Origin of the sequence: Inquilinus limosus MP06 (genome assembly GCF_000767795.1) — a bacterium.
Classification (GTDB): domain Bacteria; phylum Pseudomonadota; class Alphaproteobacteria; order DSM-16000; family Inquilinaceae; genus Inquilinus; species Inquilinus limosus_E.
This window is the reverse complement of the sequence record NZ_JANX01000099.1, coordinates 1-15,028: the sequence shown is the minus strand read 5'-3', so window position 1 is coordinate 15,028 and position 15,028 is coordinate 1. Positions and strand designations below refer to the sequence as shown.

The window sequence follows — 15,028 nt, the reverse complement described above, 5'->3', positions numbered from 1 at the left end:
GGTTGCCATAGGGCGTGCGGCCGACCACCGGGGTGCCGTCCGGCGTCATCGGGCGCATGCCGGTCCAGAAGCTGGCGCGGGCGACGTCGCCGCCTTGCGGGAACAGGTCGGTGACCGAATGCTCCAGCGTCCGCCGCCGGGCGTCCCACAGCTTGCTGCTGTACCCTGCCAGCTCGGCGGTGCCGCCGACGCGGATGCGGTCGCCCAGCCGGGTGATCGCGACCTTGTAGGTCTCGTCCATGACCGTCGAGACGGGGGCGCCGTCGGCCGCGGTAACCGGCACGGTGATCGAGTAGCCCTTGACCGGGTAGACCGGGATCTCGATGCCCAGCGGCTTGAGGAGCAGCGGGGAGTAGCTGCCCAGCGCCAGGACATAGCCGTCGGCGCGCAGGGTCTCGCCGCCCTCCAGCGCCACGCCGCCGATGCGGTTGCCGTCGGTCGTCAGCCCGGCGATGCGGGCGCCCCAGCGGAAGTTGACGCCCCATCCGGCCGCGAGCCTGGCCAGGTTGTTGGTGAACTTGAAGCAGTCGCCGGTCTCGTCGCCCGGCAGGCGCAGGCCGCCGGCCAGCTTGTCCTTCACCCCGGCCAGCGCCGGCTCGACCACGGCGCAGCCGGCCGGGTCCAGCACCTCATAGGGCACCCCGGCCTCCCGCAGCACGGCGATGTCCTTGGCCGCGGCGTCGACCTGCTTCTGGGTGCGGAACAGCTGCAGCGTGCCCTGGGCGCGGTCGTCATAGGCGATGCCGGTGTCGGCGCGCAGCTGGCGCAGGCAGTCGCGGCTGTACTCCGCCAGGCGGACCATCCGCTCCTTGTTCACGGCATAGCGGGCGGCGGTGCAGTTGCGCAGCATCTGCGCCAGCCACAGCCACTGCCGCGTGTCCAGCTGCGGGCGCAGCACGAAGGGGCTGTGCTCCATCAGCATCCACTTGATTGCCTTCAGCGGCACGCCGGGGGCGGCCCAGGGCGCGGAATAGCCGGGCGAGACCTGGCCGGCATTGGCGAAGCTGGTCTCGTTCGCCGGCCCCTCCTGCCGGTCGACCACCGTCACCTCATGGCCGGCGCGGGCGAGGTAATAGGCGGTGGTCACGCCGATGACGCCGGCGCCGAGGACGATGACCTTCACGACGGAACTCCTTCGAGAACCAAAGCGGGTGAGGGGGCCGGTGCCGCGTCGCGATAGTCGCGGCGGAAGCGGCGGCCGAGGCGGGTCAGGATCTCATAGCCGATGGTGCCGGCATCGGCGGCGACGGCGTCGACGCTGCGATGCGGGCCGATCAGCTCGATCGCGGCGCCGGGGCGCAGCGCACTCTCGGGCAGGGCCGAGACGTCGAGGCCGAGCGAATCCATCGACACGGCACCGACGATCGGCAGCGCCACCTCGCCGAGATAAGCGGTGCCGGCATTGCTGAGGCTGCGCGGGAAGCCGTCGGCATAGCCCACCGCCACGGTGGCGATGCGGCTCGGCCCTCCGGCGCGCCAGCTCAGGCCGTAGCCGACCTCGTCGCCGGCGGCGATCTCGCGGAGCTGCACCACGCGGGCCTGCAGCCGGACGACCGGGCGCAGCGGGTTATCAGCACCGGCCACCGGGGCAAGGCCATACAGCGCGGCGCCGGGTCGGGCCATGTCGTAGTGGAAGTCGGGGCCGAGGAAGATGCCGGAGGAGTTGGCCAGCGCCGCCGGCGCTTGCGGCAGGCGGCGGCGGGCGACGTCGAAGCGCAGGCGCTGGGTGCCGTTGGCCGGATGCTCCTGGCGCTCGGCGCAGGCCAGGTGGCTCATCACCAGGCGCAGCTCGATGCCGTCGAGGAGGCGGGGTTGGTCGACGATCCGCTCCAGTTCGGCCGGGGACAGGCCCATGCGCGACATGCCGGTGTCGAGCTGCAGCACCGCCGGCAGCGCCCGCTCCAGGCGGCGTGCCAGGGCGGCCCAGCCCTCGACCTGCTCCAGGCTGTTCAGCACCGGGGTCAGGCGGTGGGCCAGGGCGATGTCCTCGCAGCCGGGCATCAGCCCGTGCAGCACGAACACCTCCGCCGCCTCAGGCACATGCGGCCGCAGCGCGATGCCCTCCTCGAGATGGGCGACGAAGAAGTGGCGGCAGCCCTCGGCGGCCAGGGCCGGGCCTACCCGGTCGGCGCCCAGCCCGTAGGCGTCGGCCTTGAGCACGCCGGCGCAGATCGTGCGGCCGAGGCGGCGGCGCAACGACCGATAGTTCTCCCGGATCGCGGCGAGATCGACGATCAGGGTGGCGCCGGTGGCGTCGGGGAAGGTGGTGGTCATTCGGCCGAACCGCAGGGGATCCAACGGCCTCAGGATACGGCCGGGGGGCCTCGGCGATCCTTGATTTCCGTTGATCCTTCTGCGGCCGGATGGTCTGGTGTCCGCAGCAAATTCACCGGTTTTCGCAGAAACCACGCATGACCACGCTCGACGCCATCGACCGCAAGATCATCCAGCTGCTGCGCGCCGACGGCCGCATCAGCAACGCCGACCTGGCCGAGGCGGTCGGCCTGTCGCCCTCGGCCTGCCTGCGCCGGCGCCAGCTGCTGGAGCATGCCGGGATCATCCGCGGCTACACCGCGCTGATCGACGAGCCGGACGTCGCCAACCCGACCATCGCCATCGTCCAGATCACGCTGGAGCGGCAGACCGAGGAGTACCTCGCCCGGTTCGAGGCGGCGGTGCGGAAATGCCCGGAGGTCGACCAGTGCTACCTGATGACCGGGATGTCGGATTATCTGCTGCGCGTCGTCGCCCGCGACACGGCGGATTACGAGCGCATCCACAAGGAGCAGCTGTCGCGCATGCCCGGCGTGTCGCGCATCCAGTCCGCCTTCACCCTGCGCAGCGTGATCCGGGGCAACACCGGACCCTGACCCGAGAGGACACCGCCATGACCCGCGACCGCCTGTTCCTGCTGCGGCCCGGCTTCACCGACCCGGGCTATCCGGGCCAGGTCTTCTACTGCTGGCACTGCGCCCTGATGGAGGGCGTGCTGGCGTCCTTCCCGCAGCTGGCGGCGCGGCTGGATGTCGAGCGGATCGCCTGGCCGCGGCCGCGCCAGGCCGTGGTGGCGCTGGTCGGGGAGGGGAACCAGTCCCTGCCGCTGCTGGTGCTGGGCGAGGACGGCCCGGCCGATCCGGAGGCCGAGAGCCATGGCGACGTCCGCTTCATCGCCGGCAAGGAGCGCATCCTCGCCGCCCTGTCGCGGCGCCACGGCTTCCCCGACCCGCATCCCTAGCCGCCGGCCCGCATGTGCCGTTCCAGGAAGGCCCGGCCGGACGGGGTGAGCCGCACCATCGGGGCGTCGCCTTGAGGCCGCGTCTGGGTGACGAAACGGCGGTCATTCGCCTCCTCCCACACCGGCAGGCGCGGGCAGGAGGTGCGCCAGGCATCCATCACATCGGCGTAGGGCCGGTCCTGCTTCGCGATCCATTCCAGCAGGTCGAGCAGCAAGGCATCGACAGTGTCGCTCATGGCGACCTCCGGAGCGTGTATGCGAGCCGGATCCTAGCACGCCGGCTGAGGTCGGGCGCTATTCCGCCTTCCACACACCCCACAGGCGGGCGGTGCCCGGGGCCCAGTCGGCATAGCCGCGGACCTTCGGCCCGACCGCCGTCACCTGCACCGGATTGAACAGGCCGATCACCGGCACCTGCTCGGCCATGCGGGCGTGCAGCCTGTCGAAGATCGCCTGCCGCCCGGCCTTGTCCTCCACCGTCTTGGCTTCGGCCAGCCAGGCGATCGCCTGCGGGTCCTCCCACTGGCTGGTCGGGTCCTCGTCCTTGCTGCCGATGATCGAGTCGAAGGCCAGCGCCGGGTCGGGCCGGCCGGAGAAGGTGAAGACCGAGGCCTGGAACTTGCCCTCGCGGTAGTTCTGCAGCTGCGTCGCCCAGTCCAGCGTGTCGATCTGCGCGTCGATGCCGGCGCTGGTCAGCAGTCCCTGGATCATCAGCGCCGCCTCGTACTGGCCGGTCGGGCGGTTGTTGGTCTGGATCCTGATCGCGGCGCCGGCGCGGCCCGCCTCCTGCAGCAGCTTCGCGGCCTCGGCCGGATCGAAGGCCGGCCAGGCTGCATCGCCGTCGTCGTGATAGGCGCTGGCGACGGCGATGGCCGACGGGTTCGGGGCGGCGAGGCCGAAGCTGGCCGCTTCGGCCACCTGTTTGCCATCAACGGCGCGGGCCAGCGCCTGGCGCACCCGGACGTCGGACAGCAGCGGGTCCCGGGTCTGCAGCAGCATCACCGCCCAGGACAGCGTCGGCGTCACGGTCACCTGCGCCCCGGCCGCCTTCATCGCCTCGATCTCGGTCGCGCCGACATCCGGCACGATGTCGACCTGGCCGGAGAGCAAAGCAGCGTTCATCACCGAACGGTCGGGTATGACGACAAAACGCAGCGTCTCGGCGAAGGCCTGCTTGCCGCCGGCGGCGCCGTCGCGGTCGCCGGGCAGGGGCTTGTAGCCGGGGAAGCGGGTCAGTTCGAGATAACGGTTCTTCTGCCAGTCGGCGAAGACGTAGGGACCGGTGCCGACCGGCTTGACCCATGCGCCGTCGGGTCCGAGCGAGGAGGGGCTGAGCACCGCCGCGCCGCACTGGATCGTCGCCATGTTGACCAGGAACAGCGCGCTGCGCCGATCGATCCGGAACACCACGGTGCGCGGGTCCGGCGTCTCCACCGCCAGCACCTTCGGCCCGCTGCGGCCGTCGAAGCGGTCGAGGCACTGCCACTGCGTCGCCGGGTCGAGATAGCGCTTCCAGCTCCACGCCACCTCGGCCGAGGTCAGCGTCCGGCCGTCATGGAAGGTGATGCCGTCGCGTAGCCGGAAGGTATAGGCGGTGCCGTCGGGCGAGACCTCGACGCTCTCGGCCAGCATCGGCGCGGGGGTCTGGTCCTCGCGCAGGGCGACCAGCCCTTCGGTGACGTGCTGCAGCACGACGTCGGAGTTGAAGTCCCGCTGCACGCCCGGATTGCTGCTGCGGATATCGGCGTTGAGCGCGATCGACAGCAGCGGGGTCGGCCGGGGATCCTCGGCCGCGGCAGCCCCGGGCAGGGCGGCCAGCAGCAGGGCGAAGGCGAGGCGGCGCATGGCGGTCACGCCGCCTCGGCCCGGCGCTTCGCCAGCGTGTCGGCGAAGAACGCCTTCACCGGCTCCAGCATGGGCGCGCGCGTGCCCTCATGGCCGAGGCCGGGGACGATGTCGTGGCGCACCGGGATGCCGTGGCGCTCGAAGCTGTCGCGCAGCGACCGCAGCCGCTCCTGCCGGTTGCCGCCGGCCAGGTCGGCGCCGTCCATCCAGCCCGGATCGGTCGGCTTGGTGACGATCTCCCAGGTCTCGGTGTCGTCGCCGCCGATCACCATCTGCACCGCCGCCCGGCGCATCGCCGCGAGGTCGACCGGCCGGCCGAAGCGGGCCTCGAAATCGCGCAGCCCGACCCACCAGTCGTGGTTCCAGTCGAGCAGCGTGACCGAGCCCGGCGCGCCAATCGAGACGCCCAGCACCCGCTCCGGATGGACATAGAAGAAGCGGTGCACGAAATGGCCGCCGCCGGAGAAGCCGAACATCAGGAAGCGGTCGTCGCGGACCCGGTATTTCGCCGCCACCTCGTCGACCATGGCCAGCAGCAGCAGGTCGAAGCGCATGTCGTGGAAGGCCAGGCGCTTGTAGTTCGAGACGTCGTTCTTCTCGATCAGCCCGGCCGGGAACAGCGGCGCCAGCAGGATGCAGTCATTGGCGTCGGCGAAATCCGCGAAGCCGTCGCGATAGGCCGTTGCCGTGCGGCCGGTGCCGTGCATCAGCACCGCCAGGCTGTAGGTCTTGTCGCCATCCTCCTGGTAGTCCTGCGGCACATAGAGGCAGTAGGAGACGCGCTGGTCCGCCTGCAGCGCGAAATAGGTCGTCGCCCCGAAATCATAGGCGGACAGCTTCACCCCATGGCCCTGACGGTCGCGCATTCCGTGCCTCCCTCTCGCCGGCTCGACCGGCCAGCCCGAGGCATCTTAGGACGGCGGCCGGAAGCCGCAAGGTCAATTGTATTTTGGCCTCTCAAAATTCTGGCTAAGCATCGCGATGGCATACCGGCGTGTGGCGAGGCCTTTGCACGGACCGGGCCGGCATGCCTAGACTTGGCGAGACCTCGGAAAGCGGGGCGGGACCGGATGCAGCAGGCTGTCGGCGCCAAGGATGATCTGAGAGTTGAGCGCGGCGAGGAGCCGCCGCCGTCCCGCCTGTTCCTGCCCTTTATCGAGGCGCTGGCCCATCCGGTGTTCCGCCTGGTCTGGCTCACCGGCCTGTTCGCCAATCTCGGCGACTGGGCCCAGTCGGTGGCCGCGGCCTGGGAGCTGACGGTCACCGAGGCCAGCCCGTTCCTGATCGCGTTGATCCAGGTGGCGACCGCGGTGCCGCTGGTGCTGCTGTCGCTGCCCACCGGGGCGCTGGCCGACATCTATGACCGCCGCAAGATGATACTGGCGGGGGAGGCGTGCTGCGTCGCCGGCGGCCTCGGCCTGACCCTGCTCGGCTTTCTCGGCCTCTTGGAGCCGATCGGGCTGATCGGCCTGACCTTCCTGATCGCCGTCGGCTATGCGCTGGAGGGGCCGGCCTGGCAGGCGGCGGTCGGCGACATGGTGCCGAAGCCGGCGGTCGCCAGCGCCGTGCTGCTGAACTCGATCAACTACAACGTCGCCCGCGCGCTGGGCCCGGCGATCGGCGGCTTCCTACTGGCCTGGCTGGGGGCGTCCTGGGTGTTCCTGATCTCGACCGCCAGCTTCGGCGGGCTGCTGGCGGCGATCTGGTCCTGGAAGTGGCGGCCCGCGCGGTCGGCTCTGCCGCCCGAGACGCTGCGCCAGGCCGTCACCGCCGGGCTGCGCTTCGCCCGGCATTCGCTGGTGACCCGGCGGGTGGCGACGCGGTCCTTCATCTTCGGCTTCTGCGCCAGCTCGGTCTGGGCGCTGCTGCCGCTGCTGGCGCTGGAGCAGCTGGGCGAGGACGCCATCGGCTACGGCGTGCTGCTCGGTGCGCTCGGCGTCGGCGCCGTCTGCGGCGGCTTCGTCGTCCACCCGGCGCGGGAATGGCTGGGCACCAGCTGGCTGATCTCGACCTCGGCCTTCGCCTTTGCCGCGGTGCTGCTGGTGCTGGGCACCGTCCACCTCACCGTCGTGGTGGTGCCGGTGCTGTTCCTCGGCGGCGTCGCCTGGATCGCGGTGGTGTCGACCTACAACACCGCGGTGCAACTGCTGGTGCCGGACTGGGTGAAGGCCCGGGCCATGGCGATCTACCAGATGGCGCTCTATGGCGGGCTGGCCCTCGGCTCGGTCGTCTGGGGCGCGGTGGCGGAGAGCGCCGGCGTGACGATGACCCTGGCGGCCAGCGGGGTGGCGCTGCTGGTCGGTGCGCTGTGGGCGCTGCGGCTGAAGATCCCGGACATCGCCCTGATCGACCTGCGGCCGGCGCCGCTGCGCAAGGTCGATCTGCCGGCGCCGCCGATCGACCCGCGCCGCGACGCGGTGATGGTGGTGGTCGAGTACCGCATCGGGCCGGAGCAGGAGCGGGATTTCATTCGCAGCTCCGCCCGGCTGCGCGAGGTGCGGCTGCGCAATGGCGCCAGCCGCTGGTCGCTGTTCCGCGACGCCGCCGACCGGCTGAAATGGAGCGAAATCTATTTCGTCGACAGCTGGTACGAGCATCTGCGCCTGCTGGCGCGGCTGACCGCGGCCGACCGCGAGCTGATCGACCGGGTCGGGCGGCTGCACCAGGGGCCGCCTCCGCCCGCGGTGCGTCACGCCATCAGCTGGCGTCGGCGCCGCCGGCGGATGACGGCCGCGCCGCCTCCCGTCGCCAAGCTCTCGGCCAATGACGCGGCGAAGCCGGAGGCCGAGGCCGGGCGGGCGCCGCCGGAGCGCGCGCCCAGCGCATCGTGATACGGGCTTCACGGCTCGTCGGCAGACTCTGCATGGCTCCGACCAGTATCGGCCTCGCCTCGTCCCGTATTATCGTCGGGAAATTTCCGATATCACCAGAATTGGTGATCAAAAATGGAGATTCGGAAGCTTGGTCGCCGAGATCCCGAAGCTTCATTCGATGGCGTATGGTCATTGACGGATGATGGGGATAGTCTCGGGCCATTGCCTTCTCCATTGGAAATCAAGGAATGGCTGTTAACGACGCGATGCCGCCGGCATGAAGCCGCCGATCGATCGATTCGCCGTGCTGGAGTTCGAGAGCGCCGCCCATCTGACGTTGACGCTGCTGGGCCAGGTGCGCGACGGCCGGATGACGCCGATCGAGCTCGCGATCTGGCTGCGGCAGCTGATGCTGCACAAGCACGAGCCGCTGTCCGACAACGAGAAGAGCGCCATGGTCTGCACCTTGGTGGTCGCGCTGCTGGATGACGAGGGGCTGGACCTCTCGCCGGCGGAGCTGATGGAGGTGCTGGACCGGTCGGAGCAGGCGGACGCTATCGGCCGGCTGGTCTGACGCAGGCTCGCAGCCCGGCGGACCGGCTAGGATGGCGTCTGCGCCTCGGCCGGCCGATGGCCCAGCGCGGCGGCGATCAGCCGGTACTTCACCCGGGCGTTGGTCATGTCGCGGAAGTAGTTGACCAGATCGCCCCAGGGGTCGTTGACCCGGTTCAGCCCTGAGATGAAGGCGACGACGGTGCCGACCTCGGTCCGGCCCTGGATCACGAACCAGCCGCCGACGAACAGGATCCCGATCACGCCGAGCTGGTGCAGCAGGTTCATCAGGAAGTTCATGCCGAACTTGCGGCGGAAGATCTGCATGTTGAGGCTGTAGATGCGGTCGACCTGGCGGCGATAGGGTGCGTCCGCCCGCGGCCCGCGTCGGTCAGCGGCCTCGTCGACGATCTCGACGCTGAGCCGGCGCAGCACCCGGATCCGCCGCTCGGTGCGGCGGTTGATCGCCTTCTGCAGGAAGGGGATGAACAGGAACTGCGGGAAGAACAGCAGCACGGCGACGGCCGCCATCCAGGGCTGCAGCACCAGCATGTAGCCGAACACCGCGAGCAGCAGCCCGCCGTTCAGCACCGCATCGGAGACGCTGGCGCCGATGAAGCCGCCGACGGCCTCGACCTCCGAGACGATGATGGCGATGTCGACGCCCTCGCGGCGCGGCGCCGGATGCGCCGCCCCTCCGTTCGAGGCCGGGCTCAGCTGCAGCCGCAGCCGCCGGTTGGCCGCCTCGCTGACCGATCCGCGATAGACGTTCAGCAGCAGCTTGAGCCCGCCCTGCGCCAGCACCGTCGCGACATAGAGAAGGGCCAGCAGGACGAGCTGCATGAGGGCGTGCTTCGCCAGCGCGCCGTTGACGATGCGCCGCTGCAGCTCCAGCGGCACCAGGTCGAGCAGGAACACCGCCACGGCCAGGATCGACAGGAAGATCTGGTCCCGCCCGCTGACCCGCCAGATGTACCGATAGAGCCCCTGAGGCATGGGGAGGGGCAGGGGCTACTTCTTCGACGCGTGCTCGGGCTTGCCTTTGCGCTTGGTCGAGGCCAATTCGTCGAGCTGCTTCTCGCTCATCGATTTGTACATCGACTTCGACGCGCCTTTCAGCTCGCCGACCTTCTGCTCGCCGCGCTTGGCGGCCAGGGCCGCCCCGGCGGCCTTCTGCTGCGCCTTCGATTTCGCCGGCATGGCCGGGCCTCCGCAAGACATGTGTGTCGGAATCGGGAACGGCAGGCCGCCTGGGCCGGTTCCGATGCCGTTCGGCGTCATGACATCATCCGGAACGCCCGGATCGCTGCCCCCGTTGCCATCGTACAGTCCGTCCCAGACAGGGAGATCGGCCATGAGGACCGTCCTCGTATTCTCCACCGCGGCCCTCGCGGGTGCGCTCATGCTCGGAGGATGCGGCCGGGAGAGCGAGCCGCAGCAGATGCTGGCGTCCTTGGCGCCGTCGTCGCAGATCGATCCCGCCAACTACGTCCAGACCGCCGGGATGAGCGATCTGTTCGAGGTCGAGGCCGGGAAGGTCGCGACCCGGCGGGCCCGCAGCAGCGAAGTCCGCAGCTTCGCCCGGATGATGGTGAAGGACCACACCGCGTCCACCCGGAAGATCCGTGACGCGGTCGCCGCCTCGAATCTGGGCACGCCGCTGCCGACCGCGCTCGATCCGCAACACCAGGAGATGCTGGCGGGGCTGCGATCCGCCTCCCGCGCCGATTTCGACCGCCTGTACATGGAAGGCCAGGTGGACGGGCATCAGGAGGCGCTGAAGCTGCAGCAGAGCTATGGCGAATCGGGCGGCGATCCCAACCTGAAGGCGGTGGCGTCGGAACTGGCGCCGATCGTCCAGCATCATCTTGACGAGGCCCAGACCATCCTGTCCGGCCTGCGCTGAGGCCATGCACCTGTCCTAGTGGACGAGCCGCTCGATCACGGCAGCCACGCTGTCCGTCTCGAGCGGCTTCCTGATCACCGGCGCCTTGAAGCCATCGAGATCGGGGTCGGCGTAGCCGGTCATGAAGGAGAAGGGGATGCTGCGCTGCTGCAGCATCCGGGCCACCGGAAAGACCCTCCGACCCTGGTCGAGACGGACATCGAGCACGGCGGCGTCGAGGTCGTTGGTCTCCGCCAGGCGCAGGCCGCTTTCCAACGACGGCGCCGGTCCGAGCACCTCGAAGCCGAGGGAGCTCAGGATCGCCTGCATGTGCAGAGCCAGGAACTGATCATCCTCGACCACCAGGATGCGCTTGACCGGGCGTTCCGGCTGCGGCGCCGGCTTCGACCGCGGCGCGTGCTGGATGTCCGCCAGCCGGGCCGAAGCCTGGTCGGACCGTCGGGTCCAGGCCAGCGGTCGCGACCATAGCGCCAGCGCCTGCAGCCCCGGGCCGTCGAGGATCTGCAGCCATTCGCTCTTCAGCCGGATCAGGCCGGCGCGCTGCAGCTTCATCACCATCCGGTTGGTGTGGACTGGTGACAGGCCCAGGGCATCGGCGATGTCCTGCTGGGTCAGGGGCAGCCGCAGGCCGCGGTCGCTGACGAGATCGCGGGCTTCCGCCCGTTCAAATAGGGACAGCAGCAGGGCGGCCAGCCGCTCATCGGCACCGAGGCCGCCGAGCGCGAGCAGGGTCTCGTGGGCCCGCACATTCTCCAGCGCCAAGGCGACGCAGACCTGGTTCAGGGACTCGGCCGAGGTCGGATCGATCAGTTCGGAGACCGGGACGGCGGCGACCCGCGCCTCGGTCACGGCAACGGCAGGGGCGGGGGCGGCCCCGGAGAACTGCGCCGACATGCCGACCAGATCGCCTGGCATGAGGAAGCGGAGGATATGGCGGCGGCCATCGGTCAGGGTGCGAAACTGCGCCAACCAGCCGGATCGGACGGCATGGAGGCAATCGCGCCTGCTCCAGTCGGTCCGCTCCCCCTTGGTCAGATGCGTCTGGTCCGCGGCGACAAGGCGCGCCCGCATCGTGGGCGACAGGAGGTCGAGCTGGGCGCGCGCCGCAGCACGCTCATCACGTCGACCATGCCGAATGATCTCCGTCGACGGAAGCGTTCCGGAGGATGCGGGAGGAACGGCCATCCGGAATGGCATGAGTCCGGCTCCTGCGATTTCGTGTCGACATTGCATCAACGTCCAGAGCGTCCACAGGTTCCGGGTCCCATGTATTCATGATCATTCTCAAATGACTGCTCATGCATAGGAGTAATAAAAATATCAAATGATAATTTTTGGCGACGCGAGATGGCCAGTTCTCCGCGATCAGCCGATCATGACTGTATTGAGGCTGCCGCCCTGCTGCGCTAGAGTCGGAACGTGGTCGGCTGGTTCTGGCGGCCCTCTCTCCCCCATCGGCTTCAGCGTGGGGCGAACTGTTTCAGAGGGTCGAATGAACGGCAGCGCCAAGGAACCGTCACCCGCGACCTCACGGCCGGCTTTGTCGCCCCCATCGGAAGATGAGGCGGCGCAGCGGCTGGCCGCGATCGTGGAATCCTCCGAGGACGCGATCGTGGCCAAGGATCTCAATGGCGTCGTCACCAACTGGAATCAGGGGGCCGAGCGCCTGTTCGGCTACACCGCCGAGGAGGCGGTCGGCCAGCCGATCACGATCGTGATCCCGAAGGACCGGCTCGACGAGGAGCCGCGGATGCTGGCGCGCATCCGCCGGGGCGAGCGGGTCGAGCCTTTCGAGACCATTCGCCGCCGCAAGGACGGCAGCCTGGTCGAGATCTCGCTGACGATCTCGCCGATCCGCAACCGGCAGGGCGAGATCGTCGGCGCCTCGAAAATCGCGCGCGACATCACGGAGCGGAAGCGGGCCCAGGAGCGCCAGACGCTGCTGCTGCGGGAGATGAGCCACCGGGTCAAGAACCTGTTCGCCCTGGCCGGTGCCGTCATCACCCTGAGCACCCGGACCGCGCAGTCGCCGGATGAGCTCGCGGAGCAGGTTCAGAGCCGGCTCGCCACGCTGGCCCGGGCGCATGACCTGACCCTGCCGGACCTGAGTCGGCAGCAGGCGGCGACACCGACCACGCTCGAGACCCTGCTGCGCACCATCGTCGCGCCGTTCGAGGATGCGAGCGATGGCCGCATCACCATCGCCGGGCCGGAGGTGGCCATCGGCGGCCAAGCCGTAACCAGCCTGGCGCTGCTGCTGCACGAGCTGGCGACCAACGCGGCCAAGTATGGCGCCTTGTCTACGGTTTCGGGCCGGGTCGCCGTCGCCTGGACGGTCGAGGACGCCATGCTGTCACTGAGTTGGGCGGAGCGGGATGGCCCCTCGGCCGACGGCGCCAGGAGCGACGGCTTCGGCACCTGGCTGGTCGACAGCACCGTCAGGGGGCAACTGCAGGGCCAGATCACGCGCCGCTGGGAGGCCGAGGGCCTGATCATCCTGATGTCGATGCCGTTGGCCCGGCTGATGGGCTGAGGGCTGCAACTAAGACTTTGGTCGCAGCCCTTGGAACTCGGCGACCGCTCCGGGCATTACCGCTGGTGGGGGCCGGATCAGACCGGCCGGCGCTGGTCGAGACGACGGTATGGCCGCGATCCTGATCGTGGAAGACGAGCCCTTCGTGCGGATGATGGCGGAGGACGCGGCCCAGAGGCTTGGCCTGGAGCCGCTGACCGCGATCGACGGTGAGACGGCGATCGCCCTGGCCCGTGCCCGGAGGGCGGAGACGCTGGCCATCCTGTTCACCGACATCCACATGCCGCCCGGCCCGGATGGCTGGACCGTCGCCCGTGCGGTGCGCGAAATCCATCCCGGCATCCGCGTCATCTATACCAGCGGGCAGGCCGGTCCGGAGGAATGCGCCCGGCTCGGCGTGCCGCAATCCCGGCTGCTGCCGAAGCCCTACAGCTCGGACGAGCTGGCCGCCGTGATCGCCGAAGCCGCCGACCCCACATAGATCGGGTTGCACAGCGCCCGGCGCAGCGGCTGGGCCGCGATGTCCTGGCGGGTCACGGCGGCGGGCAGGCTGCGGCCGTCCAGTGCCCGCAGGAGCTCAGCCTCGAGCCGGGAACGGCTGGCGACGGCGACGATCTCGGCGCGCAGGAAACGGTCGGGTGAGGGCAGGGTCAGCCGGCCGATCCAGTCCTCCGCCAGGATCTCCTGCTCCGCGACCACGCCGCTGGCATCGATCCAGACCAGCCGGTCGCCAGCCGCGCCCCGCACCTCCGCCTCGACGGTCCAGTCGGGGCCGCCGAGACGGGTGCCGCCCATCGGCACGCCGCCCGTGGTGACGGCGAGATGCGGCCCGTCCGGCCCCTCGGTGACATAGCCGCGGCCGCTGCGCAGCGCCTTCAATATCGCCTTCTCAGACAACTCCGGCAGCCACAGCGCCGTGGTCGGCCGGCCGAGGCCGAGCGGCCCGGGCGGCGCCAATGTCGCCGGCTGGTGCCAGTCGCTGCCGCCGATCAGCGAGATGCGGCGGCCGGCGCGCAGCCGCTCGTCGTAGCGGGCCAGCGAGATCCAGTTGCCGGCGAACCAGTGCGACTGCCAGACCTCCATGCAGTCCACCGCCGGCAGCGCGTGACGCCACGGGATCGGCGGCTTGTCATGATTGATCGACAGCAGGCCGCCGGCGCGGCGCACCGCCTCCGCCAGACGGTGCGCATCGGCCGGGACGGTCATCCGGAAATCGATCCAGCTCTCGGCGCCGAAGACATTGGCGTGGCCCTCGGCGGTGGTGATCTCCTCGCCGCGGATGAACACGAGCTCCGGCGTGCTGCGCGGCGCGAAGTAACGGCGCTGGGTGGTGGTGTTGTGGTCGGTCACGGCCAGGAAGCGCAGGCCCGCCCGCCGCGCCGCTTCGTGCAGCAGTTCCGGCCCGCCCTTGGCGTCGCTGTGATGGGTGTGGCAATGCAGGTCGCCGCGGTACCAGCCGGGCGCCGGGTGGCGGATCTCGGCCGCCGGCTCGGGCGACCAGACGGGACGGGGGGCATCGTCGAGCCGGATGGTCAGCGCCACCTCGGCGCCGCCCGGCGGCACGCGGTACAGGCCGAGCAGGATGGTCCAGGTCCCGGCTGGGATCGGGCCCGGCACATAGCCCGGCGTCGCGTCGTCGGTGGCGACGAAAACTTGGTCGCGGGCGCCGCCGCTCCAGCCGCGGAAACCGGCCGGGCTGGGGAAAGGGCCGGCATGCGGGTCCATCAGGCCGAGATCGATGATGCAGTCATCCGCCTTGGCATAGGCCATCGCGATGTCGATCCGGGTGATGCCGGGCGGGACCTCGACCGGCACCGGGCGGTAGGCCTCCTCTGTGGGCGTCACCCGGACCGTCAGCATTCGGGCCTGGATCACGCCTCCTCCCGCGCGCCGGGGATGCGGCGCCCATCGGCGTCGAACAGCGCCAGGTCCTCCGCCCGGAAGCCGAGCCGGACCGTACGATCCAGCTGCAGCGGCTCGTCGCCGAAAATCCGGGCGGTGACTCGCCGGTCGCCCGGCAGCAGTATGGTGACCAGGCTTTCCGGCCCCATGCCCTCATTGGCGAAGAGCTCGCCGGACAGGCGCCATCCCGCCCCGTCATGGGCGATGCGCAGATGCTCCGGCCGGATGCCGAGCGTCAGCGT

Annotated in this window: 17 protein-coding genes; 7 read left to right on the top strand and 10 right to left on the bottom strand. The window is 70.1% G+C overall.

Features of this window, described 5'->3' with window-relative positions; genetic code table 11:
• Together P409_RS10770 and alr are read right to left on the bottom strand one after the other, a co-directional pair.
• Window positions 1–1,123: D-amino acid dehydrogenase (locus P409_RS10770; protein ID WP_034835341.1), on the bottom strand; the 1,123-nt coding region annotated here is incomplete at its 3' end.
• On the bottom strand, window positions 1,120–2,274 hold the full coding sequence (alr, locus tag P409_RS10765; RefSeq protein ID WP_052120362.1) for an alanine racemase: 1,155 nt from the start codon (window positions 2,272–2,274) through the stop codon (window positions 1,120–1,122). The genes alr and P409_RS10770, both read right to left, overlap by 4 nt.
• Window positions 2,275–2,411: 137 nt before the next feature.
• Here alr and P409_RS10760 point away from each other — a divergent pair, with 137 nt between their 5' ends.
• Both P409_RS10760 and P409_RS10755 read left to right on the top strand, forming a co-directional pair.
• Window positions 2,412–2,870: an Lrp/AsnC family transcriptional regulator gene (locus P409_RS10760; RefSeq protein WP_034835339.1), complete on the top strand. Its 459-nt coding sequence runs from the start codon at window positions 2,412–2,414 to the stop codon at window positions 2,868–2,870.
• Between the two features lie 17 nt (window positions 2,871–2,887).
• Window positions 2,888–3,235 (top strand): DUF3088 domain-containing protein, encoded by a 348-nt coding sequence (locus tag P409_RS10755; protein WP_034835338.1) that lies wholly within the window; start codon window positions 2,888–2,890, stop codon window positions 3,233–3,235.
• Here P409_RS10755 and P409_RS10750 read toward each other — a convergent pair.
• Genes P409_RS10750 through P409_RS10740 form a run of 3 tightly spaced genes read right to left on the bottom strand, consistent with a single transcriptional unit; the run spans window position 3,232 to window position 5,946 of the window.
• Entirely contained in the window at window positions 3,232–3,471 is a 240-nt protein-coding gene (locus P409_RS10750; protein ID WP_034835336.1) for a hypothetical protein, read from the bottom strand. The two genes, P409_RS10755 and P409_RS10750, sit on opposite strands and share 4 nt — an antisense overlap.
• 58 nt (window positions 3,472–3,529) lie before the next feature.
• A complete protein-coding gene (locus P409_RS10745; protein WP_238578644.1) occupies window positions 3,530–5,080 on the bottom strand; it encodes an ABC transporter substrate-binding protein in 1,551 nt (516 codons plus the stop codon).
• A gap of 5 nt (window positions 5,081–5,085) precedes the next feature.
• Entirely contained in the window at window positions 5,086–5,946 is an 861-nt protein-coding gene (locus P409_RS10740; RefSeq protein ID WP_034835331.1) for a hydrolase, read from the bottom strand.
• A 204-nt stretch (window positions 5,947–6,150) separates the two neighbouring features.
• Here P409_RS10740 and P409_RS10735 point away from each other — a divergent pair, with 204 nt between their 5' ends.
• Window positions 6,151–7,911: an MFS transporter gene (locus tag P409_RS10735; RefSeq protein WP_052120360.1), complete on the top strand. Its 1,761-nt coding sequence runs from the start codon at window positions 6,151–6,153 to the stop codon at window positions 7,909–7,911.
• 259 nt (window positions 7,912–8,170) lie between these two features.
• A complete protein-coding gene (locus P409_RS10730; RefSeq protein WP_034835329.1) occupies window positions 8,171–8,467 on the top strand; it encodes a hypothetical protein in 297 nt (98 codons plus the stop codon).
• Window positions 8,468–8,493: 26 nt separating this feature from the next.
• Here P409_RS10730 and P409_RS10725 read toward each other — a convergent pair whose 3' ends face one another.
• Both P409_RS10725 and P409_RS40675 read right to left on the bottom strand, forming a co-directional pair.
• Window positions 8,494–9,441 (bottom strand): ABC transporter ATP-binding protein, encoded by a 948-nt coding sequence (locus P409_RS10725; RefSeq protein WP_034835327.1) that lies wholly within the window; start codon window positions 9,439–9,441, stop codon window positions 8,494–8,496.
• A 15-nt stretch (window positions 9,442–9,456) separates the two neighbouring features.
• Window positions 9,457–9,801, bottom strand: a complete 345-nt coding sequence (locus tag P409_RS40675; protein ID WP_238578643.1) for a DUF3008 family protein — start codon at window positions 9,799–9,801, stop codon at window positions 9,457–9,459.
• Between P409_RS40675 and P409_RS10715 the strand changes: the two genes are divergently transcribed.
• Entirely contained in the window at window positions 9,800–10,351 is a 552-nt protein-coding gene (locus P409_RS10715; protein ID WP_161790373.1) for a DUF4142 domain-containing protein, read from the top strand. The two genes, P409_RS40675 and P409_RS10715, sit on opposite strands and share 2 nt — an antisense overlap.
• Window positions 10,352–10,366: 15 nt before the next feature.
• On the opposite strand, the gene P409_RS36170 is transcribed toward P409_RS10715, so the two are convergent.
• A complete protein-coding gene (locus P409_RS36170) occupies window positions 10,367–11,422 on the bottom strand; it encodes a helix-turn-helix domain-containing protein (RefSeq protein ID WP_052120356.1) in 1,056 nt (351 codons plus the stop codon).
• 253 nt (window positions 11,423–11,675) lie between these two features.
• Between P409_RS36170 and P409_RS10705 the strand changes: the two genes are divergently transcribed.
• A complete protein-coding gene (locus P409_RS10705) occupies window positions 11,676–12,884 on the top strand; it encodes a PAS domain S-box protein (protein WP_152613323.1) in 1,209 nt (402 codons plus the stop codon).
• A 109-nt stretch (window positions 12,885–12,993) separates the two neighbouring features.
• Window positions 12,994–13,365: a response regulator gene (locus P409_RS10700; protein ID WP_034835326.1), complete on the top strand. Its 372-nt coding sequence runs from the start codon at window positions 12,994–12,996 to the stop codon at window positions 13,363–13,365.
• On the opposite strand, the gene P409_RS10695 is transcribed toward P409_RS10700, so the two are convergent.
• Both P409_RS10695 and P409_RS10690 read right to left on the bottom strand, forming a co-directional pair.
• Complete coding sequence (locus P409_RS10695) at window positions 13,311–14,759, bottom strand: CehA/McbA family metallohydrolase (RefSeq protein WP_202964630.1); 1,449 nt, start codon at window positions 14,757–14,759, stop codon at window positions 13,311–13,313. The two genes, P409_RS10700 and P409_RS10695, sit on opposite strands and share 55 nt — an antisense overlap.
• Window positions 14,756–15,028, bottom strand: a 273-nt coding sequence (locus tag P409_RS10690; RefSeq protein WP_034835322.1) for a TOBE domain-containing protein, incomplete at its 5' end; no start/stop codon positions are given. The genes P409_RS10690 and P409_RS10695, both read right to left, overlap by 4 nt.

Coding starts and splice junctions, on each gene's coding strand:
- alr (WP_052120362.1), bottom strand. CDS start 2,274: ATGACCACCACCTTCCCCGACGCCACCGGCGCCACCCTGATCGTCGAT.
- P409_RS10760 (WP_034835339.1), top strand. CDS start 2,412: ATGACCACGCTCGACGCCATCGACCGCAAGATCATCCAGCTGCTGCGC.
- P409_RS10755 (WP_034835338.1), top strand. CDS start 2,888: ATGACCCGCGACCGCCTGTTCCTGCTGCGGCCCGGCTTCACCGACCCG.
- P409_RS10750 (WP_034835336.1), bottom strand. CDS start 3,471: ATGAGCGACACTGTCGATGCCTTGCTGCTCGACCTGCTGGAATGGATC.
- P409_RS10745 (WP_238578644.1), bottom strand. CDS start 5,080: ATGCGCCGCCTCGCCTTCGCCCTGCTGCTGGCCGCCCTGCCCGGGGCT.
- P409_RS10740 (WP_034835331.1), bottom strand. CDS start 5,946: ATGCGCGACCGTCAGGGCCATGGGGTGAAGCTGTCCGCCTATGATTTC.
- P409_RS10735 (WP_052120360.1), top strand. CDS start 6,151: ATGCAGCAGGCTGTCGGCGCCAAGGATGATCTGAGAGTTGAGCGCGGC.
- P409_RS10730 (WP_034835329.1), top strand. CDS start 8,171: ATGAAGCCGCCGATCGATCGATTCGCCGTGCTGGAGTTCGAGAGCGCC.
- P409_RS10725 (WP_034835327.1), bottom strand. CDS start 9,441: ATGCCTCAGGGGCTCTATCGGTACATCTGGCGGGTCAGCGGGCGGGAC.
- P409_RS10715 (WP_161790373.1), top strand. CDS start 9,800: ATGAGGACCGTCCTCGTATTCTCCACCGCGGCCCTCGCGGGTGCGCTC.
- P409_RS40675 (WP_238578643.1), bottom strand. CDS start 9,801: ATGGCCGATCTCCCTGTCTGGGACGGACTGTACGATGGCAACGGGGGC.
- P409_RS36170 (WP_052120356.1), bottom strand. CDS start 11,422: ATGCGGGCGCGCCTTGTCGCCGCGGACCAGACGCATCTGACCAAGGGG.
- P409_RS10705 (WP_152613323.1), top strand. CDS start 11,676: ATGATAATTTTTGGCGACGCGAGATGGCCAGTTCTCCGCGATCAGCCG.
- P409_RS10700 (WP_034835326.1), top strand. CDS start 12,994: ATGGCCGCGATCCTGATCGTGGAAGACGAGCCCTTCGTGCGGATGATG.